Genomic DNA, 25,824 nt, shown 5'->3' with positions numbered 1-25,824 from the left:
GTTTCCGAGCCTCCGCTTGACCCGTGAACCTGCACTCGACCCGGCGGTGATCCAGTGATGCGTCGATTCGAGCTGTTCAGCAAGCGCGATCCATCCGGCGGCATCGGAACCGGGATTGTTGCCATTGGCGTCGAGTTCCCGATCGACGAGCAGCGCAACGCTTGGGTCGTACTCAAGTGGCTCGGCGAATACCCAGGCATCGCCTTCTGGCCAAGTGTTGACGATCTTCTCGAGGTTCATGGTCACCTCGGCGCGGCCGAGGTCCTCTGGCTCGACCCGGACGAGACCGATCAATCCGAGGAGTCCAGCGCCGAAACCGCCCAGTGCCACCACAACAACGGTGCGTTCATGGCGGGCGGCGGGTCCTACACCTAGACAGCGCGGCCGGCGTGCTGGCGGATCCCCTGAGCCCGCGCCGGTCGCGCCCACCAGCCAACGACGGCGTCCCACGTCAAGGAGGAATTCGTGAGGCAGATGTCTGCCGACACGGGTCGGTGGGCCATGATGGTCCCCACTGGAGGTGTCATTGATGGTCCGCAGGACAAACGGGCTACTTATGGCGGCACGCGCGTTCGTCGAACGTGGAATCGCGATCATGCCGGCATCGCCCGTGGTGCCCGACCCCGCTGGAACCAGTTGGCGCACCACGTGGATGTGCAGTTGCGGCGACCGGTACTGCGAGACTCCAGGCGCACACCGGCTGACAACCGAGCCGCTGACTCAGCTGAGCCAGGTGTCGGCCGCCTACGACGTCGCCTCTCCTCCGAACCTACTGATCGCGTCCGGGCCTCAGGTCGCTATCTGGCGCGTTCCACTCGCGGCCGGCTCGTACGCAATGCGTCGGCTCGAGCAGCAACGCCTGACGATCTGGCCGCCGGTCATGCGGCTACCGGACCATGGCTGGATCTTCTGTACGGCACCGACGAAGCGGCCAACTGGGCTCGCCGACGCCGAGCTGGTCAGGGAGGATGCTTCGGTCCTGGCGCCACCGTCGCGAGGACCGAACGGCGGCAGGCTGCGCTGGCTCTGGAGCCCCCGCTTCCCAGCGGTCCCGTTGCCAGAGGCAGAGCCTGTGCTTGCTGCGCTCGCCGTCGGCTCGATGGACGTGCTCCGAGTGGCTGGAGCGCCCGATGAGCCCGCCGACGCGCCTTCCAGGACGACAGATCCAGCTCACACCAGCCGCTGACACTCGGCACGATCGATTCCCCCCACCGACCTCAGGCGGCTGGTGCGAAGACGCGCGCGATGATCCGATCACAGGCCTGGTCGCCTGGCCCGGATTCTTCACCCGTCTACCAGGCCTGATCGCCGACGCCATCGGACACGGCAACAGCGTGGGCCTGGCGATCGGCGACGTCGACAATCTCAAGGGCTACGTCGAAGGCACCAAGGCCGTCGACGCCCAATCCTTCGGTCACCTGGCCGGCAACGCCTTCATGGGCCGCCTTGGCACCCTCGCCCGCAACTGGCTCTGGCGCACGAGCCTCGAACACAGCTGCCTGGCCACCTTCGGGGGCGACGAGATCGTTCTCCTCGCGACTACGACGGATGGCCATCCATTCCTCTCCCACGTCGAAGGTCTGCGCAACCATCTGTGCGCAGGCCTACCGCGGACCGTTTCTTTCGGCGCAGGTGTGATATCGCCAACCGATCTGCCCACGACCGTGGTCGGGGACCACTGGTGGCGCGAATTTACGGTCCACACAATCGGGGCGATCGAGCACGCTCTCTTCGACCACAAACACGCACGCAACGAAGGAGCACCGATCGCCCAAGGCTTCATCGCGCATGCACCCCTTGGCCCGAGCCGCTGACATCCCGTGGACCAGCCAGTACCACGTCGCGGTGCGGCGTTTGATTGGACGGGACTCGATTGCCTCGACCTCGTGGACTGGGTTGACGATCAGAGCGCCGTACCGGACGGCGAGTTGCATCATCCCGGAGATGACCGCGCAGCAAGTCTTCGCCGTGGGACGGCCGGCGTTGCGCTTGATCTCGCCGATCACTCTGTTGATGCGTGGTGTGGTCGCCTCGCAAAATCTCGAGCTCGCCGAGAGCCGGCCGTACATGGTTCTTGATGGCCGAGCGGTACGTCGTCAACGACATCGGTGATCGCCTACCGTCCTCGACGCGCTCCTTGACTTCTCAATCCACAAGTCGATGAGTTCCTTGATCTTGTGCGTCGACTTCAGCTCGCCACCTTGCGTGGTCTTCGCCCGATCTCGGAGTTTGGTGAGCAGGCGGTGCTCGGCTGCGGATTGGTCTTCGAACGCCGTGACCTCACGGACGCGCCCGTCAAGGTCACGGAACTTCGTGGTGGCGCGCCAGCTGATGACCTTGCCCTTCACGTCGTCTTCTCGGCTCGGGATCGGACGTCGCGCAGCGGCGAGCGGTCAGGCGGGGTCGAGCAGCCGTCGGCAGACCGTCAATCGGCCGGCCGGCCGGTCGGGCGGCCGGCTCCGGAGCCAACTCAGCCAATTGACCGAGTAAAGGCTGACCTGGAGGACCGGCCCCAGGGGCGCCATCAGGCGCCTGACCTGCGGAAAGTGGTGGGCCCCGTGGGACTCGAACCCACAACCCGCGGATTAAAAGGGGCAATGATGCCCTAGCAACCAGCCTCTCTAGGCGTCAGAGGCCTCATTTGGAAGGGCTTCTAGTCACTCTAGCGATCCCCGTTTGACTCCACTTCGCACCACGAATGATCCCACGGCGTGCGTAGCTCACGCCCTGGATCCGAGTCCTCGCGGCGGCTGAAGCAGGTGTACTAGCCAGTCCAGGGCACGTGACCACTCCTCGGGCCGGGGTCGCCGGTGGCCGTGGCTGCCGGCCTGGATGATCATGCCTACAGGATCGTTGACGAGTGCCCGCGGGATGCGTATCCGCCAGCCACCCGGAGACCCACAACCTCGGGCCGGCTCGCGCGGTACGGCGAAGGTCTGCCCTAGCCTGATCCCCCGGAATCGGCATCAGGCCGCACGGGGGTGATGCGCTCGCGGATCTCCCTCACCTCCGCTTCATCGAGCGCCAGCCAGCCGATCTTCATCGCGATCACGAGATAGGCCTCGATCGCGTTCAGGTGGATCGACACCTGCTCGATCTCACTGCTCCCGGACAATTCATCAGCATGCTTGAGCCGTTGTAGAGCCGTCCTGGCGACGATGAGACCTGCGACGGCCGCCTCGTGTAGGGGCGACCGCATCCGTAACGGACCGCCCCCGTACATGAAGCACATGGCCTCGCCGCGCTTGGTCGGACGCACGGTGCCGCTGGACGTTGTATAGGTCAGCTCGGCATCCGATCGGCAGTTCTGATTGATCCAAGCGAGAACCGTCTGTTCGTCGAACGCCTGGCGCAGAAGTCGGTCGATAAACTCGATCAGCGAGTTCGCCGCCTGGGAGACGGGATCCGCCGAGTGGGCCATAGCATCCCGAGCGCCTTGGAGCTTCCGGCTGAGCATCGCGCTCAGCTCCAGCACCATCGCCCGGACACCGGCCGACTGGCGTTGCTGGAGGTCGGCGGTAAGCTCCGCGAGGCTCCGGTCGTCCGCCGTCTCAGGCGATGGGTCGTGCCGACCGATATCGTCATGAAGCTCGACCAGAATGGCCAGTGCCGACCCTGCAAACTCATTGACCTGAGGTAGCTGCGCAAGCTGAGCCTGACTCAATGGCGCGACGCTGTTGTCAAGGGTTAGAGCGAACGGCATCCCGAACTGAAGCGCCCGGCGAATCGCGCCGACCACGGTCGCAAGGTCGTCCTGCAATGCCAGCCGCAGACGGTCGTAGTGATCCTCATTGAGAAGCTGCCGCAACCGTTCGTGTCCTGCTGAGGTGCCCAGCTCGCTCATCCAGAGCGGGATCCGGTCGGTATTGACCGATGCGATGGTCGCGCCCAGCTGTTCGATTCCGTCATCGCCGCCGGGTGGAAGGCTGAACTCCGCGATGAACGCAGTCAAACGATCCTGCCATGGCCGCTCATCGTTCTGATCAGTCAAAACAGCCGCCAAGCTCACCGACAGATCGACCAGGAGGATCGCCGCGTCGGTAAGGTCCAGGGTGGCCCTAAGTCCTTGCGGCAGTTCGGCCAGTTGCCGTGCTAACGCAGACCGTCCCAACGGCTCATAGGCCTGTATCACTTACCCCGACCTCCACCCCGCATCGCAGTCAGCGAAATGCTCACCTGGATGTCAGATCATAGGCGGAGGTGCTTCACCGGCCCGAAATCGCGTCGGAGGCGGTTGAGCCTGTGGATAACGGCCGCGGGACCAGAGCCTTTCAGTGCACTCTAGAGACAGACCTCCGGGACGTGGCCACCGCCGCAGCACCCGTCATGTACCGAACAGACAGGTTCCGGGGCGAGCACGCCGGAAGGCCGCCCGGAGGTCGCCAGCGCCAGGGTTTGGCCGTTCGGATCAGGTGGTCGGCGAGGTGTCAGGCCGCGGTCCCGTGGGCTAGACGTGACCGCGGCCACTCGGATCCAGCGGTCCACACCCACCGTCTGCTTCCGGGAGTTTCGGGCCGGTACGCCAGAGCCCAGCCGCAGAACTCGTCGGCCGTGCGGCCCATCCGCTGCGCGGCCAGCCGCCGATCTTCCCAATCGGACTCGTAGAACGTCTGGCGGTCCGCCGGCCCGCCGGCCAGTGTGACAATCGGCTCCCGCAAGGCGCCGGGCATCAGAATGCTCCGGTCGCACCGTGTGGCCCGTCCGGGGTGGCGCGTCCGGTCGGCCTGAGTTCGGACTCATCGAGCCAGACCACCTGCCCGTCGGGCAGGGCGACCCGGCCGAGCCAGCGGCCACCCTCGCTGATCCAGGCGTCGAGTTCGCCGATATGGCGGCGCCAGCCGTCAACAGCCAGCGGCCGGTCGAGCTTCCTCACGGTCGCCGGATCACGCGGGCCGTGCGCGTTGTACTGCAACTCCAGGTCAGCTGCCAACGCGTAGGCCTCCGCCTGCGAGTCACACCGCCCACGGTGACCGTTGATCGCGTTGTCCCAGATCTGCCATTGCTTATCCCCGTCGCCGGGGCGCACGTTGAAGCGTCCGACCATGACACCACTATGCCATTAATCGAACCTATGTTCTAGCCGAGTTGAGTACAGGCGGTCAGTTGAGGCTGTTCGGCAGAGTCGGGAGGTCGTCCGGCCGCAGGTCCGGGCGGTGGCGGATGTAGCGCATCCCGTGCCGAGCCTGGCCGGCCTGGGTGGCGGCGTCAGCGGCGACTTCTGCCACAACGGTGGGCTGAACCTTGGTCAGTGGCTTCTTGGAGTCGGGGCCTCCCCATCGGTACGAGGTGATCTCGTCGGGCCATGGATGGCCGCTGGTAGCGGGGCGGAGTACGGCGGCGAGCTGGGCGGACTGGTCGGGTTTGAGCGGCACCGTGCGGCCGACGACGACAAGTTCACCCTCGCCCGTGTACAGGCCGGCGATCACAACGTCGGGGTGGCTGATCGGTCCGAGGACTCCGCCGACGATGACCTCGCGGGTTTCGCGGTGCTTCACCTTGACCCAGGCGTCGCGGCGCCCCGGCGTGTAGCGCGAGGCTGCGCCTTTGACGACGAGTCCTTCGATGCCCATCGCGGCGGGTAGCACCTCGAACCACTCGGTGGCTTCGTCGAGGTCATCGGTGACAGGTGTCAGCTGCAGCGGTGGGACCCACCTTTTGGACAGCTGCTCGAGCCGTTGCCGGCGGACGGTCCAGCGCTGCGTGCGCAGGTCGACGCCGCTCACGGTGAGCAGGTCGAACGCGGCGTAGGAGGCGGGAAGTTCGGCTGCCTTGGCTCGGGCCTTCGCGGGGCTGGTGACGAGGCGCTGCTGGAGCGCGTCGAAGCTCAGGCGACCGTCGGCGCCGAGGATTACCAGCTCGCCGTCGAGCACGACTCCGTCGGGGACCTGTCGGATCACGGCGTCGGCGATGTCGGGGAACCGGTCGGTGATGTCGTTGCGGTTGCGGGTCCACAGCCGCGCCTCCTGCCCGCGGCGGACGATTGCGACCCGGTAGCCGTCCCATTTCACCTCATACCGTGACCCACCCGGCATCGCCGCGGGCCGGGGATCTGGTCGACCGATCTCGCCAGGGCGACCTCGACCGGCCCGGCCAGGTCGGCCGGGACACGCGGCGGCGGCACCTCACGACGTGGCCTGGCCGGCGTCACTGTCTCGCCTGTTCTCGCGTCGGCGAAAGGGCGGCCAGGCCACGACGATCACTCGCCGTACCGTGAGCCCGGCGTCACGACGTGGGCAGAACCGGTGGTGCTCCGGAACGTTCGCCCCGTCGCATTTCCCGCACCGCCAGATGCCGGCCACGGCACCAGCATGCGCTTCGTTGTCAGCTCATGTCACCGTACGGTGACCGGTTCGGTGGCGAGAGGGCTATTCCCTCGGCTTGCGCCTTGGACCGGATCGCATCCTCGGACCGGCCCAGCTTGACGCTCATCACGCCAACAGGCGTGTTCGCTCCAGCCAGTTCACGCAACTGCTGCGGCTGGTCCTCGCTCCACTCCTCGCCACTGTGACGGCTCGACTTCGACTCAGCCACTGTGCTTCCCTCCTCCGTCCGAGTCGTTGCTCCTGGCATCCAGTACCCAGCCCCACACCCCCACTTAGGTAGATTGCGCGGGCCTCCGCCGTGCCCCACTCCGATCCGGCGAGGGTAGAAACTGTCGGCAGCGGGTGGGATCGTGTTGTGGTATGGAGCTGACTGCCCGGGATTTCGAGCGGATACCGCGGACGAATCTGCACGTGCCGGTGCGTGAGTTTGCTCGGTTGTGGCTGGCGGCTGAGCGTCGCGGCGATGCTCTGGCAGCAGAGGGTCGGGGCGACTGGTACCTGACCGGCGTGCAGATGACGTGCAGCTGGTTGGCGTGTGCCTTCGTGACCTTCAACTACCCCTCCGGTCCGGTCAAGCAGCGGGCGCGTGCTCCGATCACCAGGGGGACGACGAAGGCGTACGAGGAGCTGATCGCGGCGGAGGCTGAGGCTGCGGAGCGTGCGGTAGCTCGGGGTGGGTTGCCGGGTCGTCCCGGTCTGGCTGAGGGTGCGATGGCGACCTTGGCGTGGACGTGGCTGCGTTCGGGTGTGCCGCCGATCGATATTGAGCACGCGCAGGCGGGCTGACGACAGGTCGCCCCCTCCCTCCACGACAAGCGGGCCTCAGCAGCCGTCGTTCGGCTGCTGAGGCCCGCTCTCGTCCGTCTGGGGTCCTCCACCCAGCAGTCAGCTGGCCCGTCGGCGTGGGCGGTGTGCTCCGGCGGTGAGTCCGGAGGTGATCGTGCGGTCGGCTTCGGTCCGGGGTAGGCCGATCCGGCCGGCGGCGGATACAAGTTCGTCGCGAGCGATGTGCTGGTCGAGCAGCTGCGCGCCGACGAGCTGGCCGAGTGCGAATGCGGCGCGGTTGAGGGTGTCGTTGCGGCGGCCCGGTGTGGAAGCGAGGACTTTCTCGAGTTCCCCGGTGAGGGCCGCGAGGGTGTACGCGCTCGTGTTCTTCAGGTCGGGTGTGGTCCGTTGTACGTCGGCAGGCTGTGTCGTGTCGAGGGCGTTGATAATCCATCTGGGCAGCGGCCGGGGTGACACGCTGCGGTCGGCGAGGTACCGGCCGTCGGCGGTGATCGATCCGGCACCGACGACGTAGCCGCCGTATCCGCGTGTGTCGATCTTCCATCCGATGCGGCCGGCGCTGTTGCCGAGCTGCTCGCCGACCGGCTGTCGGTAGTACAGGTGTTGTCCTCCCGAGGGGGTGGTGATGGTGTAGGTCGGCGGCAACGAGGCGGCATGGTCGCCGGCCACGAGCGCGAGGACGTCGGCACCGCTTGACGCACCGCGCTCGCGCCATGGTTCGGGTGCTTCGTCACGTGGGCTCTTGGGCTGGTCCAGGTCCACGACGAGCAGCCCTGACGGCCCGGCGGCGACGCCGATGTTGTACGGGGCTTTGCGCCAGGTGCGGGCGATCGCGAGGTGGTCGATGGTTGCTTGGTGTTCCCAGTCCTTGCACACCGCGGGAACCTTGCGTCCGGGGACGAGCGGGAAGACAGCCATGCCGTGGTCGGCGTGCCAGTGTGCGGCGCGGCTGAGCGCCTGGTGGTCGGTGTCCGGGACTGGCCGAGCCCGGTAGGTGCTGGTCACGGTTCGAGGCCTTTCCGGTCGGGGCGTACTCGTTCGCTGCGGACTCGTTGTGCGGTCTGCTCTGTGACCGGCTGGGTGGGCTGGTGCGGGTCGGCGTCGCGGAGTTCGAGGTAGACGCGGGCGCCGAACGATCCGCGGTTGGGGTAGGCGCGGTCGGCGCCGGCGACCTGGAACTGGTCTCGCAGGTGCTCGACCAGTTGGGCGATCTCGTCGGGTTCTCCGGACAGCCGGACCTTGATCGTCATGCGGGCGCCTCCTGCTTCGCGTTGGTGCCGGGCCAGGCGGAGGCGCGGGTGTCGCCGTTGAACACCACGCGCAGCGGGCCACGCTCGCAGAGCCCGTCGAAGTCGGTGCGGCCTGGAATGTCATCGTCGGGACAGGGCACGGTCGCGGCGTAGTCGTCGCCGTCCTCGGTCTGGAACACGATCCACGGGGTGCCGTCGCGGTCGATGACCACAGGGGTGAGCGCGTGGGACACCAGCTCGTTCAGTTCGTCGTAGGTCGTGAGGAGGGTTCCGTTCGGTACGCGTCCGGGCATGGTCAGCTCTCTTCCGTGGCAGTGGTGGCCGTGTCGGTGGTGGTGATGGGTCGGCCGTAATGGGCGAGCTGGGGCACGCGCAGGTGCGGCCAGTGCCTGGTGGCCAGGAGCGTCTCGGCGTGGGTTCGCCCGCCGGTCCAGGTGGGGGCGGTGTCGCTGCCGGGCAGTGGGGTGGTGTCGCGGGCGTGGGCGTAGAGGATGCTGGCCAGGTCGCTCCCCCAGCCGTCGGTCAGGTGGTCGGTGTCGTTGGTGTCGTCGGCGTACCGGAGGGTGATGGTGAGGTGCTCGGGGTAGCGGCTCGGGTCTTCGGCGTGTAGCTGCTCGAGGCGGGCTTGGACGGTGGCGGTGAACCGTTGCTGGTACTCGGCTCGGTCGTGTTGTTCCAGTTCGACAAGCAGTCCCTCGGCGTCCTCGATCTGTTCCAGCTCGGCGATCGTGAGCCGGTCGCGGGACTGGCTCCAGCGGTTCCCGAACAGTGTCTGGCCGATGTGGTTGAGGCTGGCCTCGTAGGCCTCGAACATGCCGTGGTCGTTCAGTTCGTAGACGGTGTTGACCACGATCCCGATCGGTTCGGTGCGATAGGTCAGCAGGTACTCGCCGTTGTAGCCGACGGTGCTGTGCAGCAGGCCTTCGACGCCGGCGGCCTCCCATGATCCAGGTCGTCCGGCGGTCACTGCCTCGGTGCTGCCGAGGTTCGCGGCGGCCGTGGCGAGCAGGTGGGTGATGAACTCCGCGCCGTCGCCGGGCCGCTGGCCGGCGTTGATCGCACGAATCGCGCGCGTGATCGCAGTCACGGCCACATGGAAGTCGTCCGGTTCCGGCTGCAGTGCTTCCGGTAGTGGTCCGTTCAGGTTCGGGTCGCCGGGGTTCGGGGGTTCTACCAGCATCGTCGATCTCCTTCGGTGGTTGACGGTTACGTGTCAGTTGCCGGGTGTGGCCGGGTGGCCGAGAGGCCGGACCTGCGGCGAGGTCCGGCCGACTGCGGCCCGGTCAGGCCTCGTCCTCGTAGGAGTTCTCGCGGTGGAGTGCGGCGCGCAGCCTGGCGCCGATCCACTCACCGACCGCGGGGGTGACGGCGTTGCCGTATCCGTCGACCTGGTCGCGTGCCGATCCCCATACGACGTAGGTGCCTTGGTGGTCGCCGAAGGTGACGTCGAAGCCGCAGCCGCGGCCGATCTCGTGGGCGGCCATCATGCGGAAATAGCAGTCTTCGAGCTTCAGATCGGTCAGCGCGGTGCGCCATTCGGCGGCGAGGACAGCGGTGGTGTCGCGGGAGGTGAGGGTGCCGAAGGGGTCAAGGACCGGGTGTGGCGCGGTTTCGGTGCCGGTCGAGCCGTTCTGCTTGTACCAGCCGGAGAACAGCAGCCCCGGGATCTGCTCGGCCGTCACGGTCGGCATCGCCTCGGCGTGCACCGTCGGGGTGGTGTTCTTCCGGAACGGCACCACACCACCGGACAAGCCGGTGGACAGCCCGGTGGAGAGTAGCCCCATGGTCTGCGACCCGACCTGTGTCGGCAGCGGCTCGGCGGCGCCACGGGCCGCGCCCTGGTAGTTGTCCACGGCAAGCAGCACGGCCTTCTCGCGGGTGGCGGTGACGGTGTCCATCGGCTGGGTGATGTGCTGACCGTCGCCGTTGTGCCGGTGCGCCACCATGACTTGCCCGGTGGACAGGATCGCGGTCTCCTGCTGGCTGGTCTGGGTGGACAGCGGCTGCCAGGGGTGCCGCTCGGAACCACGCTCCGCCTTGGCTGGCATCAGCACGGCGGGGAACTCGGCGAACCGCTGCCGGCACCGCTCCGCTCGGGCCATCGTCGTGGCTGCCAGCGGCTTGTCCCGGTCACCGATGCGGGTGCCGAGGTTGGACAGGTCGAGGGCGTCCAGCGACGGCGTGAACGACGGAACGACAGCCTTGCGGCAGCGCGGGCACCGGTAGTCGTACTGCTTGCCGTAGCAGACGGTGCCGGTCGCCGGGATGCCGGTGCGCCAGGTCCACACGGCCTCGACAACGGTCGAGCAGTGGTCGCACCAGGCCGGCGGCCGGTGCTCCAGCTCCGGGGTTGGCAGAGTTTTGTCCCAGAACACCCAGTAGCCGCGGTCGCGGGACTGCCCGACGCCGAAGAACATCGAGTTCAGGTAGAGGATCTTGTGCTGGTAGCCCAGGTTCTCGAACTGCTTCAGCCACCAGCGGTGTGTGGAGCCGTCTCCGACCTTCCGCTTCCCCGGGACGAGGTGTCCCCAGGACTGCAGCTGGGTCGTGCACTCCACGAGGACGAGCCGCGGGTGGTGCTGCGCGGCGTAGTGCAGCACGCAGTTGGCCGTGGCCCGGTCACGCTCGGAGCGGGTGACTCGTTCGTCGTAGTCGGGGTCGTCCAGGTCGAACAGCGTCAGGCCCTGCTCGTAGGCCTTCATCGTGTTGGCCGGCGAGTGGTTGACGCAGGACACGCCTGCCGCCAGCAGGTCGCCCGGGGGAAGGTCCCGGGCGGAGTGGTAGTCGGCGGAGTCGGGGTTGGCCAGGTCGGCGATCCAGTGCTCGGTGGTGGGGTGGTTCGCCTCGTGGACCTCGACCTTGTAGGCGTTGTGGTTCGCGGCTGTGATCACGTCGAATCCGGCCCGCTCGATGCCCTGCGTCAGCCCACCGAACCCGGAGAACAGGTCAACGGCCACGAGGGTGTCGTGCCGGAACCGCCGGCGTACCGGCGCGGGACGATGCGTGGCGACGCGACCGCTGCTCATCGGGTGGCTCCTTTGCGCTTGGGCTGGTTGGGGACGATGTAGAGCTCGGGGCAGCAGTACGGTGAGCCGCACTTGTGCGCCGACGTGCACCAGGCCTGGCACGCGGTCCTCGATACGTTCTTGATTCGCCGGGTCCTCATGGGATCTGTCCGCCTCCCGCTGGTGGGCTTGTGTGACGGCAGCCCCGTCCTTTGGGGCCTGCCGGCTACTGCCGTCTGCCGGGCCGCCAGAGGCTCCGAAGTCAAGGGGTTCTCGGCTGGTGGACAAGGAAATAAGCGAGCGCAGCGAGCGCCGCCGTCCTCCAGGCGAGAACCCCTTGACTTTGGAGGGGGCGGTCTGGCACCGCCCGCCAAACCCAGCCACAGAGGCTTTCCCTTCCCCGGCCGGAGGCCGGGGCCGCTCTCCCTCCCGCCAGGGGCGGGAGAGCCTGGCCAGCGCTTTTAGTCGTCGTAGCCGCCGAGTTCCAGCACCGGGCCGTGGTCATCACTGGCCTGCTCGGTGGTGCTGACCCATGCGGTGGTGGCGTGGTCGGTGTGGGTGTCGTCGGCGTGCCAGCGGGCGAGTTCTTCGGCGCGGGCCGCGGCGTCGTCGGCTGCGCCTGCGTGGCGTTCTTCGGCTTCGCGGCGGTGCTGAATCTCGATCAACGCCCGCTGCGCCCGGCGTACCGCTTCGGCGGTCTCGTCCGCGGACGGAACCCGCGGCACATCGGATTCCGCGATTTGTTCTTCGTCGGCAGCCACCTCGCGGATATCGGTCGGGGCCAGGTCCTCCTGTGCGGCACGGTCCTCGACCGGCTTAACCTTGTCGACCTCCGCGACCGCTTCGGGAGTGTTGCCGTCGGCCACTATCTCCGCGTCAAGGTATTCGTCGTCAGCCAAGTCTGGTTCCGCGGCCTTGCTGGGCAGCTGGTCGTCAACGAGTTCGGCCTCTACGAACTCGTCGCCCGGCTGGGCGGTCGCGAAGTCCCGAGCGCGGGCCTCGGCGACCTCGGTCAGGTCGTGCTCGTCGACCACGTCGAAGTCATCGGCGGTGTCGAGCCATTCCTCGGGGGTGGGTCCGTCGTCGCTGTTGTCGATGCCGCGTTCCTCCAGTTCGGCCTCGGCGCGTTCGGCGTTGGCGCGGGTTTCGGCGGTGTGTGCCCACCAGACGGCGCGGGCGTCGTCGGCGAGCTGCAGCTCGGCGGCGCGAGCGTCCAGCGCCTGGGCCAGGGCTTTGGCCTGCTCGGCTTCGGCGAGCAGCTGCTCGCGCATGGCGTCGTCGTCGCGGGCGTCGGCTTCGGCGGCACGGAGTGCGGCGGTGCGGCGTTCCCGTTCTGCGGCCTGGCGGGTGCCGGCGAGTTCCTCGGCGACGTACGGCGGTGTCCATGCCTTTTCGCGTTCGTAGGCGCGGACCCGGACCCGCAGTTGGCCGTTCGACATCTCGGCTTCTGCGCGGTCGGCCTCCGGTCTGCCGAGTGCTCGCCACCCGGCGCGCCAGGAGGCGTATTGCTCGACCTGACCCGGCTTGGGTGCCTCGCCGAGTGCGTCGTCGGTGGCCTCGTGGGCCATGACTTCGCGGTGCGCGGCCACCGTCCCGGCCTTTTGAATCCACTCGTCGCGCGCCCGGCCGGGCTCGGTCGATGGCTGGTCGAAGGCCTCGATCGCCCACTGCGGCCGTTCGGCGGCAACCTTTTCGCCGAGCTGGGCGGCGCGTGCGTCGGCCTCGGACGCGAGGCTGGACAGGTACGCCGACCACTTGGGGTCCTCGAGCTGCGGGAGCCGGTCGGCGAAACTGTCGCCGAGTGGATCGAGGGTGCCGTTGGTGTTCTTGATCCGGTCGTGGATGACGTAGCTGAGCTTGCGGGCGTCGTCCAGAGACCGCTGCTGGATCGCGTCGGTGAGTACCTGGCGCGGGTCGTGCCCGGCCAGCTCGGCCTGGCGCAGCAGGGCCTGGAGGGTTCCGGCGCCGTCCTCGACGGCCAGCTTGGTGCGCTGGTCGGGCGTGAGAACCCCGGCGTCGGTGAGTTCGTCCAGCCAGCGGGCCGTGCGGCCGGCGGTGGCCAGTGCGATGCCGTCGGCGAGCAGTTCGGCCGGTGTCCGGAGCCGATCGGCTTCGGACGCGTCCTCGGCCGCGGTCTGCAACGCCGACAGCTGCGGGTCGTCCATGTCGAACGCGCCGCGCAACACCGACAGCGCCGACCGCTTCGCGGCGTCGTTGGTCTCGCCGTACTCGGCTTCGGCGGCCAGTGACTGGGTGACGACGTGCGCGGTGTTCGCGACCCGGCCCCGGGTCATCGCGACGTACAGCGCGTATACGGATGTGTTGTGGGTGGCGACCAGGTGGCTGGAGTCCACGGTCAAACCTTGGGATGAGTGGACGGTCGCGGCGTACGCCAGCGACACCCAGTCTTGGACGTACTGCGCGGGCAGCACCATGGTTTCGTCGGGCACGGGTTGGCGGGTGCCGCGGATGAGCGGCGCGACCCGTAGGCCGCCGTCGTCCAGCACCTCGACCACTTTGAACTCGTCGCGGTTGAACGCGGCGCGCTTGTTGCCGCGGTAGCCGTGCAGGTGCCAGGCGTTGAGCCTGGTTTGGATCAGGTCGCCGGTACCGACCCGGTTGCCGGTCGAAGCCAGCCAGGCGGTGCGCTCGTCGTCCACCTGGCCGTACCCGACCAGGCGTGCGCGCAGCTGCGCGGACAGCTCGGCGGCCTGGGCGTTGGTGTCCACGATCAGCAGGGCGTGGCGCCCGTTGAGGTGGTCGGCCAGCCACGCGTCAGCGGCGGACCGTTGCGCGGCTTCGAGGTGGCCGCCGTCGAGAATGCGGCCCTGCTTGTGGTACTCGCCCAGTACCGACTCGTCGCCCTCGCGTAGCCGTAGCGACGCAGGGCCTTCCCATCCGGCGGTGAAGCGGCGGGTTTCGCTGAGTTCGTGGTGGAGCGCGTTCGCGGTGACCAGCCGCATGCCTCCGCCGGCGCCGACGGCGGCGAGCTGGCGGTGGTCACCGACCAGCAGCAACTTCGCACCGTCGGCGTCGCAGTAGGTCTGGATCTGGGCCAGGTCGGTGGTGTTGGCCATCGCCGACTCATCCACCACGACCAGATCGCCGTCGCGCAGCGACCAGGCCTGGTCCTCGGTGGCGGCCGACCCGTCGGCGAGCCGCTGCTGGGTCATCAGCCACCGGGTGATGTTCTTCGCGGTGACGCCGTCAGCCGCGAGCACCTCGGTCGCGACCTGGGACGCGGCCAGCCCGACCAGCCGTCGCTGCTGCCCGCCCCACAGGCTCGGGTCTTCCCACGCCTTCGCGAGTGCGCCGACGACGCGGGACTTGCCGGTGCCTGCCGGGCCGACGAGCGTCTCGACCTTCGCACCGGAGGTGAGGACGCCGCGCACCGCGGCCTCCTGATCGGCGCCGAGCTGGAGACCGTCGGCAGTCAGCCGGTCCACGAACGTCTGCACGCACGGCGGGCTCATCGCGACAGCGCCGCGGGCGTAGCCGGATGCGGCGAGCTGCCGTTCGGCCTTGACGTGGTCCGGGGTCACGTACCGGGTCGCGCCCGGCGCCGAGTACGCCGACGACCCGTCACCACGGCGTAGTTCGTCTGGCAGCGCCGAGAGTTCGCCGGCGCTGTGGCCAGGACGGTCGGCATCGACCTGCTGCGCGAGCTTCAGGCCGCGCTCGGTGAGCCGATCCAGTAGCCGCGCGATCTTCGCCGGCTTCATGTTGCCGAGATTGTCCGGCAGCGCGTTGCTGATCGCACGGGTCAGGTCCGCCGACCGCCAGGTCGCGTGCTTGGCCTGCACGTCGGCCAAGGCTGTCTCGAGGACCTTGGCCTGGTTGATCCGCCCGGGCAGCCACTGGCGCTGCTGCAACGCGAGCACGTCGCGGGCGACCTTGCCGAGTCCCCCGCGGACCTCGGCGCGCAGCTGCCGGTCCCACCGCTCGAGCCGCTGCTCGACGGTCTCACCGTCGTGGGACTTGGCCTTGCGGGTGGCCAGCGACGCCTCCTGCTGGATGTAGGCCATCTCCAGGTTGTTCGGGGCGCGGCCCATCTTGGCCTCGAACGCGGCCACCATCGGCGCGGTCTTCTTCGTGATCGCCTTGCGGCGCGAGGAGAACAGGTCCATCGCTGCCTGGTCGATGCCGACGATCTCGCGGGCCTTGCCGTCGGGCCGCTCCTTGAACTGCACCCCGAGTGCCTTGATCAGGTGCTGTTCCATCACTCGCTCGCCGACCGCGCCCGCGGCCGGTTTCCATCGGTGCAGGGCCTGCCCGTCGATGGTGCGCCACTTGCCGTCGGGTCCCTGCACGCGGTTGAGGATCGCGTTGTGGATGTGCAGCTGCGGGTCGTGCTCGCGGCTGTCGTGCTGGAAGAACGACGCGATCGTCCAGCCGTGCGCGTCGGCCCATCGGCCGGACACACCGCCGAAGCGGCCGACGCGGGTGTAGCCGGCCTTGTCCTGCAGGTAGTTCAGCGCCGCCACGTTCCCGGCCCAGATCGCGTCCTCGACCGCCTGGCGGTGCTTGCCCCACTGCACCGCTTCGCGCTCCGCGCGCTGCACCGCACCGCGGTAGTGGTGCACCGCTTCCCGGTCCAGCGGTGCACCGGTGCGCTCGGCGTCAGCCAGTGCGGCTTCGAGTGCACCGCGTGCCCGCTCCGCTGCGGTGCGGGCCTGCACCTCTTGCGCCTCGAACGCGGTGTGCAGCACCGTTACCGACTTCTGCGGACTGAACGTGGCGTCGTGGAACGACACGTTCTTGCGCACCGCTTTGCCCGCCAGTGCACGCAGTTCGGCGCGGCGCTCCGGTGATGCACCGGGCTCCTTGGCCAGTGAATCGGCGTACACCTGTTCCTCGGACTTGTAGTTGCGGCCGGTGTGGCCGAGGGTCTCGGCCTCGTCCCACCGCGCCGGGTCTCGGAACGCCTCGTCGCGCGGGTCGATGAACCGCTCATACAGCGCGGTCATGTCCTGGTTGTCGACCTCGCCGGACAGCCCGAGCGCCTCCGCGCCCGTGCCGAACCACTGCCCGGGCGGCTCGCCGGCCGCTACGGCACCGGTGTAGTAGTTCTCCCGCCCGGTCGCGACCGAGCCGGTCAAGTAGCTGGCACTGTGACCGCTGCGCACGCTCAGCACGAGGCACCACCGGCCCCCTGCGCGCCCGTGGCGCCCGGCGCAGCGACAGCCACCGCCAGCGGCAGGCCGATACGACGACGCGAAGCGGAGTCGAGGCTCCATTTGATCGTGATGCATGGGTGTGTATCAAGGTTCTTCATCCTGAATGTCTCTGCTGAGGGATGGTCGATCGTGGTTTCGTCGGTGGTCTGGTGACTGGCTGCTGCTGCTTGTTCTGCTGCCTGGGTGTCGTGACTGCTGGCTGCTTCTGGGGTGTTCTGGGTTCTGTTCATCGGCTGCTGCTCGTTTCGAGTTCGTTGTCGGTGCTGGCGTCGTGGTCGCTGTGCTCGTTGCTGTCATCGGTGTCGGTGCGGGTGTCGGTGGTGGTTTCCCCGGGTTCGGTGACGAGCTGGAGCTCTCCACGGACCTGCTGGTCGGTCTCGCTGTCGCTGGTGTCGGGACCGGTGGGCTCGGCCCACCCGGCCATCTCCTGGAGCCGCTTGGCCCGGGGGAAACCGACCGGGTGGCCGAAGGCCTCGTCGGTGGCGCGGCGGATCTCGCGCTGTCCGAGCGGTGCACCGCCGTGCTCGGCGGCGTGGCGCACCACCGCGTCGAGCAGCTCGGCATCGGAAGGACCCGCGCTCTTGCGCGGTGCGGCTGCGGTCGCCTCGGCTGCCTGGCTGTTGCGGTGCGGTGCGTGCATCGGTGCGGGTGCACCGCTCTGGTCTTCGTCGTGCACCGGTGCACTCGGCGCACGAGGTGCGGTGCGGGTGCCGGGGTGCACCGGTGCAGTCGTGGCGTTGGTGCGGAGTGCACCAAGTAGGTAGGCGACCAGCCAAACCGGTGCACCCGAAGTCACGGGAGTCGCCGTGTCGTCGCGGTCGGGGTCCTCGTGGTTGTCCGGGCCAAGCTCGACCGGACCGGACAAGACAGGAGTGTCGGTGAGGCCGAGCGCGGCGGAATCGACCAGCGCGAGCAGTTCGCCCGGGGCCAGTCGCCCGCCGGCGGGCAGCAAAGCCGCGAGCTGGTTGGCCGACAGCAGGCCGTCGCGGATCGTCTGCAACGCGGCGGTCCGGGCGGCGCGGGCGGCGTCGAACGGCCACAGCTTCCGGCTCGGGCACAAGGTCGCCAGCCTCGACGCCATCCGCACGACCTGCTGGACCAGCGCCCGGGCGCTGGTCGGGTCCGCGTCGTCATGGCGGGCGGTCCTGGACAGGTGCAGCCACACGCGGGTGGTGATCACCGGGGAGGTGAACCACGTCAACGCGGACAGCTTGGCCCGGGCGGGCTGGGCCAGCTTCATGTGCAGGCGCAGCAGGTGGGCGAGCATCTCGACCAGCACCGCGTAGGCCAGCGGCGCGAGCGCGTGCGCGACAGCATCGGCGATCCCGCGGGCCGTGTCAATGTTCAGCCACACCGTGCCGCCGATGAACACATACGTGGTCACCAGCGCGCCGGGAATCCGCCATCCCCGGGTCAGCGCGGCCAGCCGCAGCGCAGTGCAGGCGATGATCATGCCGTCGGCAACCAACGGCACCAGCGGGCTGTCGAACTTGGCCGAGACGGCGTTGAACGATCGGGCACCGCCGATCCCGGCGACGCCGAGCGCGGCCAAGACCGCGACGGTGATCAGGACCCGCCGCGTCGTCAGCCGCCCGGTCTCGACCGCGCGGGTCACCCCACGGGCTGCGCGGCGAACCGCCAAGGCAAACCCGAAGAGCGACCCGACACCGATCAGCAGCGCGGCGGCGCCTCCGGCGATCGTCGGCCAGGTCACCGTGCCCGGGTCGGGCAGGTCGAGCAGGAAGCTCGTCATCACAGGGCCTCCATCGCGTCGTATCGCTTGTCGTGCTGGTACAGGTCTTGGTCGTCAAACGTCGGCGCGTGGCCGGTGTGGTCGCCGTGAGCCGCGGCGGGCCGGTGGTCGAGGTGGTTGCTGAGGGCATCGATCTCGGTCGACGCGACCGCGGTCGCGGCTCGCTCGGCCGCTGCAGCAGCCCGGTCCCCCGACGCCGTCACATCGGCGTCGGCTGCCCAGCCGGGCTCGGCAACGCCGTCTCCCTCGAGAAGCTCCCGGTGGACCTGGTTGTGCGCTCGGTCGGCCTCCTCGTCGGCATCGTCGGCACCGGCCTCAGCTGTGTCGGTGCCGCCGGAGTCCACGCCGCCGGTGCCGCCGTCCATACCGCTGTCGGTGTGGTCGGGTTCCTCGATGAGCAGGATGTGGCGCGAGGATCCGCCGAACCGGACGGCCGCGTCGTGGTCGGCGTCGGTCAGGGCTTGCCGGTTGGCTTCCTCTTGGACGTGCACGCCGGGTTCGCGTGAGAGTCGGCGTAGTGCGGCGTCAACCTCGCTGCGGTCGTAGGGCTCGACGCCGGCGGCGCGCCGGTCGGCGTCGAGTTCGGCGCGCAGCTCGACCATGCCCACCCAGCGCCGCTCGATCCCGTCCTCGTCGCCGAGGATCAGCAGCATGTCGTAGGCGCGGCGGATCGCGTTGTCCAGGACGCGCTCGTGCTGCACCCGGGCCGCCGCGGTGTAGTCGTCGTGGTCGTAGTGGTTGGTGGTCATCGTTGGCCTCCAGCGGTGTCCGGTACGGCGGCCAGGCCGCCGCGGTCTCCGCGTCGGCCGGCCTTGATCTGCTCGGGGGTCGGGGCCGGGCCGTTGTCGTCGCGGCCGGTGGCCCACCAGGTGACGAACGGGTCGGCGTCGGCCGCGAGCGGCACGGTGATCGCGTGCTGTCCGGCGGCGTCGCGGTGCGCGAGCACGTCGCAGGCCGGGGCGTACTCGCCGATGCGGCGGGTGACGCCGGGGCGCTGCCGGTCGTGCCAGTCACCGACGAGCTTGTTCGACGCCTCCTCGCCTTCGTAGGCGGTGGTCCAGGCGTCCATCAGCCACAGCAGTTCCTCGACGATCTCGGGGTGCCACAGCCAGCACGGCGGCAGCGTGTCCCGTCCGGTCGCGTACCGCAGATAGACCGACTCCATCCACGGCAGCAGCTCGCTCAGCACCGCCTCGACCGCTGCCTGGTCGTGTTCGGGCAGCCGCAGCCAGGACCGCATCGGTTCCTCATCGCTGCTGTCGGCGGAGCTTGCCGCCTTGCGTGCGCCGGCGGGCGTGGCGGCGATCCGGGTCAGCAGGTCCTCGAACGAGGCGACGGTGTTGCCGAGCGAGGTCACGGTGTCGTTGAGCCGGGCGACGGCGGTCTTGGACGCGGTCTGCTGCATGCCGGTCTTCATCGCGACCACGTCGCGAGTCAGCGTCTCGACCGACCGGGCCAGGCCAGCGACCGCGGCCAGTGCGGCGGTGCCGGGGTCTTTGTCGTCGTCGTAGCGCATCAGTGGTTCTCCTGCCCGTTGTCGTGCCAGAGCGTGGGTTGGGTGCCGAGCGGGCGGTTGGACCACAGCACCTCGGTCCGCCGTCCGTTGGTGCCTGCCTGGCCGGTGAATCCGGCCAGGTCGAGGCGGTGCCAGTCGGCGTAGAGGGCGTCGTAGAGGTCGCTTGGGTAGCCGGACAGCACGACCGAGGCGCTGCATGCCTTGAGCGCGTCGGCGAGTTCGACGTGCTCGGCGGGGCTGCTCATCTCGACGGCGTACTGGCGCGATGAGCGGGTGCTGCCCAGATAGGGCGGGTCGGCGTAGATGCAGACGTGCTCGTGGCGGCCGTAGGCGGCGATCACGTCCAGCGCCGGGCGGGCTTCCAGGCTGACCCTGCGGAGTCTGCGCAGCGCCGGGGTCATCCGCTCGACGTAGGCGTGGAGGTAGTCCGGCATGGACACCGTCGTCCGGTCGCCGGGGTCTTGGAAGTGCCGCCAGCCGGTCCGGCGGCGGGTGCCGCCCATGCCCTGGCTGAGCTGTACCCAGACCCGGCGAGCGACTTCCAGCTCGTCGAGGTTGTTGCCGTTGGCATCTGTCAGCGTGTAGGCGTTGATGTGCTCGGCGCGACTGTGCGGCGTTAGCCAGCACACTCGCGCCAGGTCGTTGCCGCGGTCGCGCAGGACCCGCCAGAACGTCATCAGCGATCCGTCGAGATCGTTGACGGTCTCGAACGGTACCGGGGCCTTGGCCAGCAGGACTGCCAGCGACCCGGCGAACGGCTCGACGTAGTGGCGGTGGGTCGGCAGCAGGGCCGCGAGCTGTGCGGCCTTGGTGGTCTTGCCGCCGTAGTAGGCGAACGGCGGCGCAAGCTCGGCGGTCATGCGACTCCCCTCTCGTCCCAATCCGTCTGGTAGTTGCTGTCGGCCCGTTCTGCGGCGAGCCGGTCGGCTTGGTCGTCGTCGTGCCAGCGGGCGAGTTCCTCGTCGCGGTGAGCGGCGTCAGCCGCAGACGCGGCGGTGTCCAGCCGGTCCTCGGTCCGGGCCAGTGCCGCGGCTGCCCGTTCGGCCGCGGCACTGGCCTGGTCCCGGTCGCCGTCGGTGTCGTCGTCGGCGGCTTCGTCTTGCCAGGCTTGGACGGTGCGCCATGCGTCGGTGCCGCCTGCGGTGGGCGTGACGCCGGCGGCGTGGCAGTCACCGCAGAGCTGGTCGGTGGTGCGGACGAAGTGCTCGACCGGGCCGCACTCGGCGCACACCTTCCGTGCGGCGAGCGCCTTGTTGACGGCGGCGAGCTGCTTGTTGGTCGGGGTCCGTTTCGTTTTGGCCTTGTCGTCCACGTACAGCCACGCGAACCGTTGTTCGCGCTTCCAGGTCAGCCGGGCGAACGGCTCCTGCCCGCCGCGGGACAGGCCACGCTCGCGCAGCTGTCGCCGTGTGGACAGCCCGGCCGGTGCCTGGCCGAAGCGGAACTCCGGCAGGCCGTTGCGGACCCGGCCGGGCCAGCGCCGGCCGTCCCACAGCTGCACCCATTCGACCCTGCTCATGACTGCACCACCTCGTCGTCATGGCGGTCGTCGGTCGGTAGCGGTGCGAGGGAGCTGACCGGCTTGCTGGTCTGGCGGGCGTAGGCGATCTCGCGGCGGGTGGACTCGCCGACGTAGCCGCCGGGGTTGACCACGTAGACCCAGTCGGCACGGTCGATCTTGGCCAGGTGCAGGGCGTCCAGTTGCCGCTTCTGCCACCCGGTGATCAGGTCGCCGGTGTGTGCGAACACTCCCGGGGCGAGCACGATGTGCCCGGTCAGGGTCAGGTCGCGGTTGGCCTCCGCGATCTCGTCGCGGAACCGGGTGGACCCGCAGATCACGACTACGTCGGCACTCACCAGGGGCGTCATGACCGGCCCTCTTCGTCAGTCCCGGCGCCGGCACCGGCCCGGGCAGGTAGCCGGTCCTGTGGCCGAGCCTCGCTGTCCCCGGTGAATTGGGTGAGTTCGGAGCGGGCTGCCAGTGCCGCCCGGGCGGTTCGCATCGCCCCGGCAAGCCGGACCCGGGCGAGCAGTTCGCGGGCCGGGTCGTTTGCTTCCAGCCAGGCCACCGCGGCATCGAGGCGGGCCGTGGTACGCCGGACGACGGGTGCGGTCAGGCGCTGCCGCGCGGTAGTCATCTGGTCGGTGACGGCGACTGCGGAGGTGATCGCGGCGTCGCGAAGCCACGCGCAGCCGACGATCAGCCGGGCACCGGCCCACTGCTCGCTCGCGGCCAGCTGGCGGCTGGTCCACTGCACGGTGGGCCGGTTGTGGAACCGTTCCCTGCGCAGATCGGAGCGTTTCCAGGCCATCTTGATCCGCCCGATCGCGGGCGGCATGCCGCGGGTGATGATCAGCGCCTGCCCGGCGCGCAGCTGCGCGATCTGGCCCGGGGTCAGGACCGGGACGTGCCGGTCGCTGATCGTCACCCCGCCGGTGGTGCGGTCCTTGGTCGCGGTCTGCTCGAGGCGTTCCCCGCACAGCGTGGACCAGAACTGCAGGTCGTCGTCGTCGCTGGTGCCGGCCAGCACGACCTTCGTGGACACGTTCGTCATCAGTGAACCGGTCGCGGCCTCACCGAACCGCTCTCGCAGCTGCGCGCGGGACTGCGCGACGATGTGCAGCGTGATCCCGCGCGACCCGAAGTCACCGGTCCACCGGTCCAGCGGGATCAGGCAGATCAGCGCGGCCTCGTCGAGCACCATCGTCAGCTGCGGCTCCAACCGGCGGCCCGTGCTGCGGACCGCGATCGCCCGAGCCTGGCGGGCGATGTGGGCGGTCAGGGCCGTGACCAGCGGCGCGGTCTTCTTGTCCTCGGCGCCCAGCAGGTACACGGTGCCGGTCTCGGCCAGCAGCCGCGCAACATCGAACGCGACCCCACCCGGTGCAGCGGCAGCCGCGGCGGCCGGCACCGACAGCCAGCTCAAAGCGGGCATGATCGTGGTGGAGATGCTGGATCGGGTGCGCTCGTTGTTCATGAAGAACTGCGTGGCCTGCTGCTCGAACCCGACCGCGTCCGCGACCCGCAGCTCCCACAGCACGTCGTCCTTGCCGGTGTCGGGGTGCGCGACCCAGCGCTGCACGTCGGCCATCGTGTAGCCGCCGAGCGCGGCAGCGTGCATCAACGCGGTCAGCGCCTGCCGGGCCAGGTTCAGCCAGTGCTCGGCGTCGTCGGACTTCGCGCCGACCCCGTCGAGCAGGTCCGACGCGCGGTCCATCGCCACCGACGGGTCGGTGCAACCGGTCAACGGGTCGAACGTGATCGTGGACCCGTCCTCGGTCAGGCCGTCGGGGTCGAACACCCACACCGGACCCCGCTGGCCGCGCAGCCCGCGGGTGATGTCGAGGACGTCGGTCTTGGTCGAGGTCACGATCGCCGCCCCCGGAGCGTCCAGCAGGTGCCCCATCACCAGGCCGGTCTTACCGGCCCGCGGCCCGGCCACGGTCAGCGTGTGGTCCTCGGCCGACGAGCGGACCTTGACCCAGCCGACCGTGGCGACCGTCGTGCCCAGCTGCGTCAGCGGCACGAACCGGCGCTTCCACGCCGGCACCTGCGCCAGCGACGGACGGACCTGCCTGGCCTTACGGCGCAGCATCCGCGCCGACGCGTTGCGGTGCACGTCCCACGCCGACGCCAGCCCGTCAGTCACCCGGCCCGCCCGGCCCAGGCGGCGCAACAGGCCCCGCGAGCTGGACCGCGACCGCAGCGTGAACCCGGCCGTACCAATCAGCACCACCACCGCCGCCGCCAGCAGCTGCCACCACCGCGCCGACACCTCGACCGTGTCCGGCAACGCCCGCAGCACGAACCCGGCGTACCCCAGCCACAGCGCCAGCGACAGCCCGGCACCCACCGGCCGGTTGACTGCGACCAGGCCCAACGTGACGAGCAGCAACACGCCACCGGCGATCACCCACCCGGCCGCGCCACCCGGCGCACCGACCCGCAGCCCGATCGCACCGGCCAGCAGCACCCACAACGGCGCCGCGATCAACGCACCGTGCATCAACCGCCAAAACAACAGCCCGGCAGTCACGACACCGACCACACCCGTCGCCGCGGCCCAGTAGCCCAGCTCGGTCAGACCCGGCGTCTTGTCCCAAGCCACCGCGCCGACACCGAGCGCCGTCAGCGCGACCATCGCGAGAGTGAAGTGCGGGACCATCGCACCCTCGGTCCGGGTCGGGCGGCGCATCATCGCGCACCCCCGACACCCGCCGCGACCAGCACGCCGGCCACCGCGAACACCGCACCACCCACCGCAGCGACGAACGACACCCGCAGCCACTGATGCTTCGTCCACGCGATACCGGCAAGCCGCTTCGCGTGATGCGTCACCGCCACCAGTGGATCGGCCACCTTGTTGTCGTACGACCGCGGGTAGATGTGGCGCTCCAGCAGCTGCTCGACCGACCGGCGACGGACCGCACCGAAGTACAGAAACTCCCCCGGCACCAACGCATCCGCCGGCCGGTACATCCGCGGCACCACCACCAGCAGCGCCGAACCCAGCGCGACCGCGAGCGCAACCAACGCCACACCGAACGACACCCGCGCAACCAGCGGCGACCCATGCGAGCGCGACACAAGCGTCAACACCACCGCCGCGAGAGCGGTCTCCACCGTCGCCGCGAAACCCGCCTTCGTGTCCGCCTTGTCGATCGCCTGCGCAGCCGCATCGTGCATCCGCCACGCCAAATCCATCTGCATGCGCTCGCTCATCGCACACCCCCGACGGAAGTCATCGGGTCGCCGGTGGTCTCCTGCGCGTCCTCGTCAGGCTGAACACAGCCGTTGTAGGAGTGGTCAGCGCGGAAACGAGCCCAGCGCGCTGGCGGAATCGCCGCGCTGCTCACCTCGACCGAGCCCATGAACCGCTCAGCCAAGTAATGCCCGTCGACCGCGGTCTGGTCGACTGGCTCAACACCCAGCGCAGCCGCCAACCGATCGACCAAGGCGCGCTCGGCGACGTACTCCGCTTCCGGCCCCTGCGGGCGTTCGTCGTGCCGCAGGTGGAACCGGGCCTCAACTACCGGCGCCCGAAGCTCCGGGTGATCGGCCACGAACGCGGCCAACTCGAACAACCCTCGAATCGTTGCCGCGTGCTCCGACGGCAACTCCTCCAACATCCCAATCGGCGGCACCCACTCCGTGCCGACCTGTACTGCGTCAGTCATGCTGTAGACCTCTCGAACTCGTACCTGAGTGATGGGAGAACCGGCCCCGGATCGGTTGGCGCCCTGACGGGGCCGGTCCTGGCTTGCTTGTGGTGCCGTCGGGCGCTGCCCGACGAGGGAAGTCATGAGGCTTCGCCGCAAAAGTCGGCGGCCGTCACAACGCGGCCGGTGCTAATGGCCGCTTCGGCCATCCGCTCAAGCACGCGCGCGGGAATGAACAGCCGACGACCAATCCGCACTGCCGGGAACTCCCCGGCAGCGATCGCGCGGTAGAGCGTCATCTCCGCCATCCCGAGCTGCTTGGCCATCTCAGCGACATTGAGCCAGTCCGGCTTGCCCTCAGTGGACTCCTGCATTTCCGTTCTCCCTTCTGAGAACTCTAGTCTTGTCTAGACTAGACTAGTTAACTAGAACACGCAACGCTCCGCAGTAGAGATGGCTAGCTGATCTAGCGCGGACTACCGTGCAGCTATGAAGTTGGACGACTCGTCAGCGAGCCCCCCGTACATTCAGGTCGCGGACGCCCTGCGAAAGGCGATCTCGACCGGCGAACTAAACGTCGGCGACAAACTCCCGTCCGGCCCGAAGCTTGCGAAGCAGCTAGGCGTTTCGACGATGACGGCGCGTCGGGCGATCGAGCGGCTCCAGCGCGACGGTCTGCTGCGCAGCACCCACGGTGTGGGCGTCTTTGTTTCAGCGACCGTGCCGGCGGACAAGGACGACGAATTGGCCGTCCTTCGGAGGACTGTCGATGAGCTTGAGCGCCGCGTGGCCGCCGTTGAGCAACTGCTGCAACCAGAAGGGGGCACCCGAAGTTGACGTACTCCGAGTCGTCC

Annotated in this window: 28 protein-coding genes; 5 read left to right on the top strand and 23 right to left on the bottom strand. The window is 69.1% G+C overall.

The genetic code is table 11. The features are described from left to right. The first annotated feature begins 57 nt into the window (after nucleotides 1-57). The 3 genes from JOF29_RS27910 (at nucleotide 58) to JOF29_RS27900 (ending at nucleotide 2,112) form a co-directional block, all read left to right on the top strand. Nucleotides 58-375 (top strand): hypothetical protein, encoded by a 318-nt coding sequence (locus JOF29_RS27910; RefSeq protein WP_209697395.1) that lies wholly within the window; start codon nucleotides 58-60, stop codon nucleotides 373-375. A gap of 755 nt (nucleotides 376-1,130) precedes the next feature. After that, on the top strand, nucleotides 1,131-1,814 hold the full coding sequence (locus JOF29_RS27905; RefSeq protein WP_209697394.1) for a nucleotidyl cyclase domain-containing protein: 684 nt from the start codon (nucleotides 1,131-1,133) through the stop codon (nucleotides 1,812-1,814). Between the two features lie 130 nt (nucleotides 1,815-1,944). Continuing rightward, a complete protein-coding gene (locus JOF29_RS27900) occupies nucleotides 1,945-2,112 on the top strand; it encodes a hypothetical protein (protein WP_209697393.1) in 168 nt (55 codons plus the stop codon). Here JOF29_RS27900 and JOF29_RS27895 read toward each other — a convergent pair. From JOF29_RS27895 to JOF29_RS27870, 6 genes are all read right to left on the bottom strand, one after another. Continuing rightward, the gene (locus tag JOF29_RS27895; protein WP_209697392.1) at nucleotides 2,097-2,348 is read right to left on the bottom strand and encodes a hypothetical protein; all 252 of its coding nucleotides are present in this window, start codon (nucleotides 2,346-2,348) and stop codon (nucleotides 2,097-2,099) included. The two genes, JOF29_RS27900 and JOF29_RS27895, sit on opposite strands and share 16 nt — an antisense overlap. A gap of 593 nt (nucleotides 2,349-2,941) precedes the next feature. Next, nucleotides 2,942-4,132: a hypothetical protein gene (locus JOF29_RS27890; protein WP_209697391.1), complete on the bottom strand. Its 1,191-nt coding sequence runs from the start codon at nucleotides 4,130-4,132 to the stop codon at nucleotides 2,942-2,944. Between the two features lie 295 nt (nucleotides 4,133-4,427). After that, nucleotides 4,428-4,670 (bottom strand): hypothetical protein, encoded by a 243-nt coding sequence (locus tag JOF29_RS27885; RefSeq protein WP_209697390.1) that lies wholly within the window; start codon nucleotides 4,668-4,670, stop codon nucleotides 4,428-4,430. After that, nucleotides 4,670-5,044 carry a hypothetical protein gene (locus tag JOF29_RS27880; RefSeq protein ID WP_209697389.1) on the bottom strand — a complete coding sequence of 125 codons (375 nt, stop codon included), beginning with the start codon at nucleotides 5,042-5,044 and terminating at the stop codon, nucleotides 4,670-4,672. The genes JOF29_RS27885 and JOF29_RS27880 overlap by 1 nt, the downstream gene beginning before the upstream one ends. Before the next feature lie 55 nt (nucleotides 5,045-5,099). Further along, nucleotides 5,100-6,008 carry an ATP-dependent DNA ligase gene (locus JOF29_RS27875; RefSeq protein ID WP_209697388.1) on the bottom strand — a complete coding sequence of 303 codons (909 nt, stop codon included), beginning with the start codon at nucleotides 6,006-6,008 and terminating at the stop codon, nucleotides 5,100-5,102. Nucleotides 6,009-6,321: 313 nt separating this feature from the next. Then, the gene (locus tag JOF29_RS27870; RefSeq protein WP_209697387.1) at nucleotides 6,322-6,531 is read right to left on the bottom strand and encodes a hypothetical protein; all 210 of its coding nucleotides are present in this window, start codon (nucleotides 6,529-6,531) and stop codon (nucleotides 6,322-6,324) included. A 152-nt stretch (nucleotides 6,532-6,683) separates the two neighbouring features. On the opposite strand from JOF29_RS27870, the gene JOF29_RS27865 reads away from it, so the two are divergent. Next, nucleotides 6,684-7,109 (top strand): hypothetical protein, encoded by a 426-nt coding sequence (locus JOF29_RS27865; RefSeq protein ID WP_209697386.1) that lies wholly within the window; start codon nucleotides 6,684-6,686, stop codon nucleotides 7,107-7,109. A 99-nt stretch (nucleotides 7,110-7,208) separates the two neighbouring features. Here JOF29_RS27865 and JOF29_RS27860 read toward each other — a convergent pair whose 3' ends face one another. The 17 genes from JOF29_RS27860 to JOF29_RS27780 form a co-directional block, all read right to left on the bottom strand. Beyond that, nucleotides 7,209-8,114 (bottom strand): bifunctional DNA primase/polymerase, encoded by a 906-nt coding sequence (locus JOF29_RS27860; protein ID WP_209697385.1) that lies wholly within the window; start codon nucleotides 8,112-8,114, stop codon nucleotides 7,209-7,211. Next, entirely contained in the window at nucleotides 8,111-8,359 is a 249-nt protein-coding gene (locus JOF29_RS27855) for a hypothetical protein (RefSeq protein ID WP_209697384.1), read from the bottom strand. Before JOF29_RS27855 ends, JOF29_RS27860 begins: the two co-directional genes overlap by 4 nt. Further along, a complete protein-coding gene (locus JOF29_RS27850) occupies nucleotides 8,356-8,652 on the bottom strand; it encodes a hypothetical protein (RefSeq protein ID WP_209697383.1) in 297 nt (98 codons plus the stop codon). Before JOF29_RS27850 ends, JOF29_RS27855 begins: the two co-directional genes overlap by 4 nt. Before the next feature lie 2 nt (nucleotides 8,653-8,654). After that, nucleotides 8,655-9,539: a hypothetical protein gene (locus tag JOF29_RS27845; protein ID WP_209697382.1), complete on the bottom strand. Its 885-nt coding sequence runs from the start codon at nucleotides 9,537-9,539 to the stop codon at nucleotides 8,655-8,657. A 103-nt stretch (nucleotides 9,540-9,642) separates the two neighbouring features. After that, nucleotides 9,643-11,385 (bottom strand): DNA cytosine methyltransferase, encoded by a 1,743-nt coding sequence (locus JOF29_RS27840; protein ID WP_209697381.1) that lies wholly within the window; start codon nucleotides 11,383-11,385, stop codon nucleotides 9,643-9,645. Between the two features lie 440 nt (nucleotides 11,386-11,825). Further along, entirely contained in the window at nucleotides 11,826-16,499 is a 4,674-nt protein-coding gene (gene mobF, locus JOF29_RS27835; RefSeq protein ID WP_209697380.1) for a MobF family relaxase, read from the bottom strand. Beyond that, the gene (locus JOF29_RS27830; protein WP_209697379.1) at nucleotides 16,493-16,771 is read right to left on the bottom strand and encodes a hypothetical protein; all 279 of its coding nucleotides are present in this window, start codon (nucleotides 16,769-16,771) and stop codon (nucleotides 16,493-16,495) included. Before JOF29_RS27830 ends, mobF begins: the two co-directional genes overlap by 7 nt. Further along, nucleotides 16,768-18,294 carry a DUF2637 domain-containing protein gene (locus tag JOF29_RS27825; protein ID WP_209697378.1) on the bottom strand — a complete coding sequence of 509 codons (1,527 nt, stop codon included), beginning with the start codon at nucleotides 18,292-18,294 and terminating at the stop codon, nucleotides 16,768-16,770. Before JOF29_RS27825 ends, JOF29_RS27830 begins: the two co-directional genes overlap by 4 nt. Beyond that, the gene (locus tag JOF29_RS27820) at nucleotides 18,294-19,043 is read right to left on the bottom strand and encodes a hypothetical protein (protein ID WP_209697377.1); all 750 of its coding nucleotides are present in this window, start codon (nucleotides 19,041-19,043) and stop codon (nucleotides 18,294-18,296) included. Before JOF29_RS27820 ends, JOF29_RS27825 begins: the two co-directional genes overlap by 1 nt. Then, a complete protein-coding gene (locus JOF29_RS27815) occupies nucleotides 19,040-19,810 on the bottom strand; it encodes a hypothetical protein (protein ID WP_209697376.1) in 771 nt (256 codons plus the stop codon). Before JOF29_RS27815 ends, JOF29_RS27820 begins: the two co-directional genes overlap by 4 nt. Then, nucleotides 19,810-20,670: a DNA adenine methylase gene (locus JOF29_RS27810; protein ID WP_209697375.1), complete on the bottom strand. Its 861-nt coding sequence runs from the start codon at nucleotides 20,668-20,670 to the stop codon at nucleotides 19,810-19,812. Before JOF29_RS27810 ends, JOF29_RS27815 begins: the two co-directional genes overlap by 1 nt. Next, the gene (locus JOF29_RS27805; protein WP_209697374.1) at nucleotides 20,667-21,329 is read right to left on the bottom strand and encodes an RRQRL motif-containing zinc-binding protein; all 663 of its coding nucleotides are present in this window, start codon (nucleotides 21,327-21,329) and stop codon (nucleotides 20,667-20,669) included. The genes JOF29_RS27810 and JOF29_RS27805 overlap by 4 nt, the downstream gene beginning before the upstream one ends. Beyond that, nucleotides 21,326-21,679 (bottom strand): hypothetical protein, encoded by a 354-nt coding sequence (locus JOF29_RS27800; RefSeq protein ID WP_209697373.1) that lies wholly within the window; start codon nucleotides 21,677-21,679, stop codon nucleotides 21,326-21,328. Before JOF29_RS27800 ends, JOF29_RS27805 begins: the two co-directional genes overlap by 4 nt. Continuing rightward, nucleotides 21,676-24,009, bottom strand: coding sequence for a type IV secretory system conjugative DNA transfer family protein (locus JOF29_RS27795; RefSeq protein ID WP_209697372.1), 2,334 nt, complete (start codon nucleotides 24,007-24,009; stop codon nucleotides 21,676-21,678). Before JOF29_RS27795 ends, JOF29_RS27800 begins: the two co-directional genes overlap by 4 nt. Further along, the gene (locus JOF29_RS27790; protein ID WP_209697371.1) at nucleotides 24,006-24,533 is read right to left on the bottom strand and encodes a Pycsar system effector family protein; all 528 of its coding nucleotides are present in this window, start codon (nucleotides 24,531-24,533) and stop codon (nucleotides 24,006-24,008) included. Before JOF29_RS27790 ends, JOF29_RS27795 begins: the two co-directional genes overlap by 4 nt. Next, on the bottom strand, nucleotides 24,530-24,988 hold the full coding sequence (locus tag JOF29_RS27785; protein WP_209697370.1) for a hypothetical protein: 459 nt from the start codon (nucleotides 24,986-24,988) through the stop codon (nucleotides 24,530-24,532). Before JOF29_RS27785 ends, JOF29_RS27790 begins: the two co-directional genes overlap by 4 nt. Before the next feature lie 122 nt (nucleotides 24,989-25,110). After that, the gene (locus tag JOF29_RS27780) at nucleotides 25,111-25,344 is read right to left on the bottom strand and encodes a helix-turn-helix domain-containing protein (RefSeq protein WP_209697369.1); all 234 of its coding nucleotides are present in this window, start codon (nucleotides 25,342-25,344) and stop codon (nucleotides 25,111-25,113) included. A gap of 115 nt (nucleotides 25,345-25,459) precedes the next feature. On the opposite strand from JOF29_RS27780, the gene JOF29_RS27775 reads away from it, so the two are divergent. After that, nucleotides 25,460-25,807, top strand: coding sequence for a GntR family transcriptional regulator (locus tag JOF29_RS27775; protein ID WP_209697368.1), 348 nt, complete (start codon nucleotides 25,460-25,462; stop codon nucleotides 25,805-25,807). The last annotated feature ends 17 nt before the right edge of the window (nucleotides 25,808-25,824 follow it).

Source organism: Kribbella aluminosa (assembly GCF_017876295.1).
Classification (GTDB): Bacteria; Actinomycetota; Actinomycetes; order Propionibacteriales; family Kribbellaceae; genus Kribbella; species Kribbella aluminosa.
The sequence above is the reverse complement of the archived record's forward strand: the minus strand, read 5'-3'. Positions and strand labels throughout refer to the sequence as shown.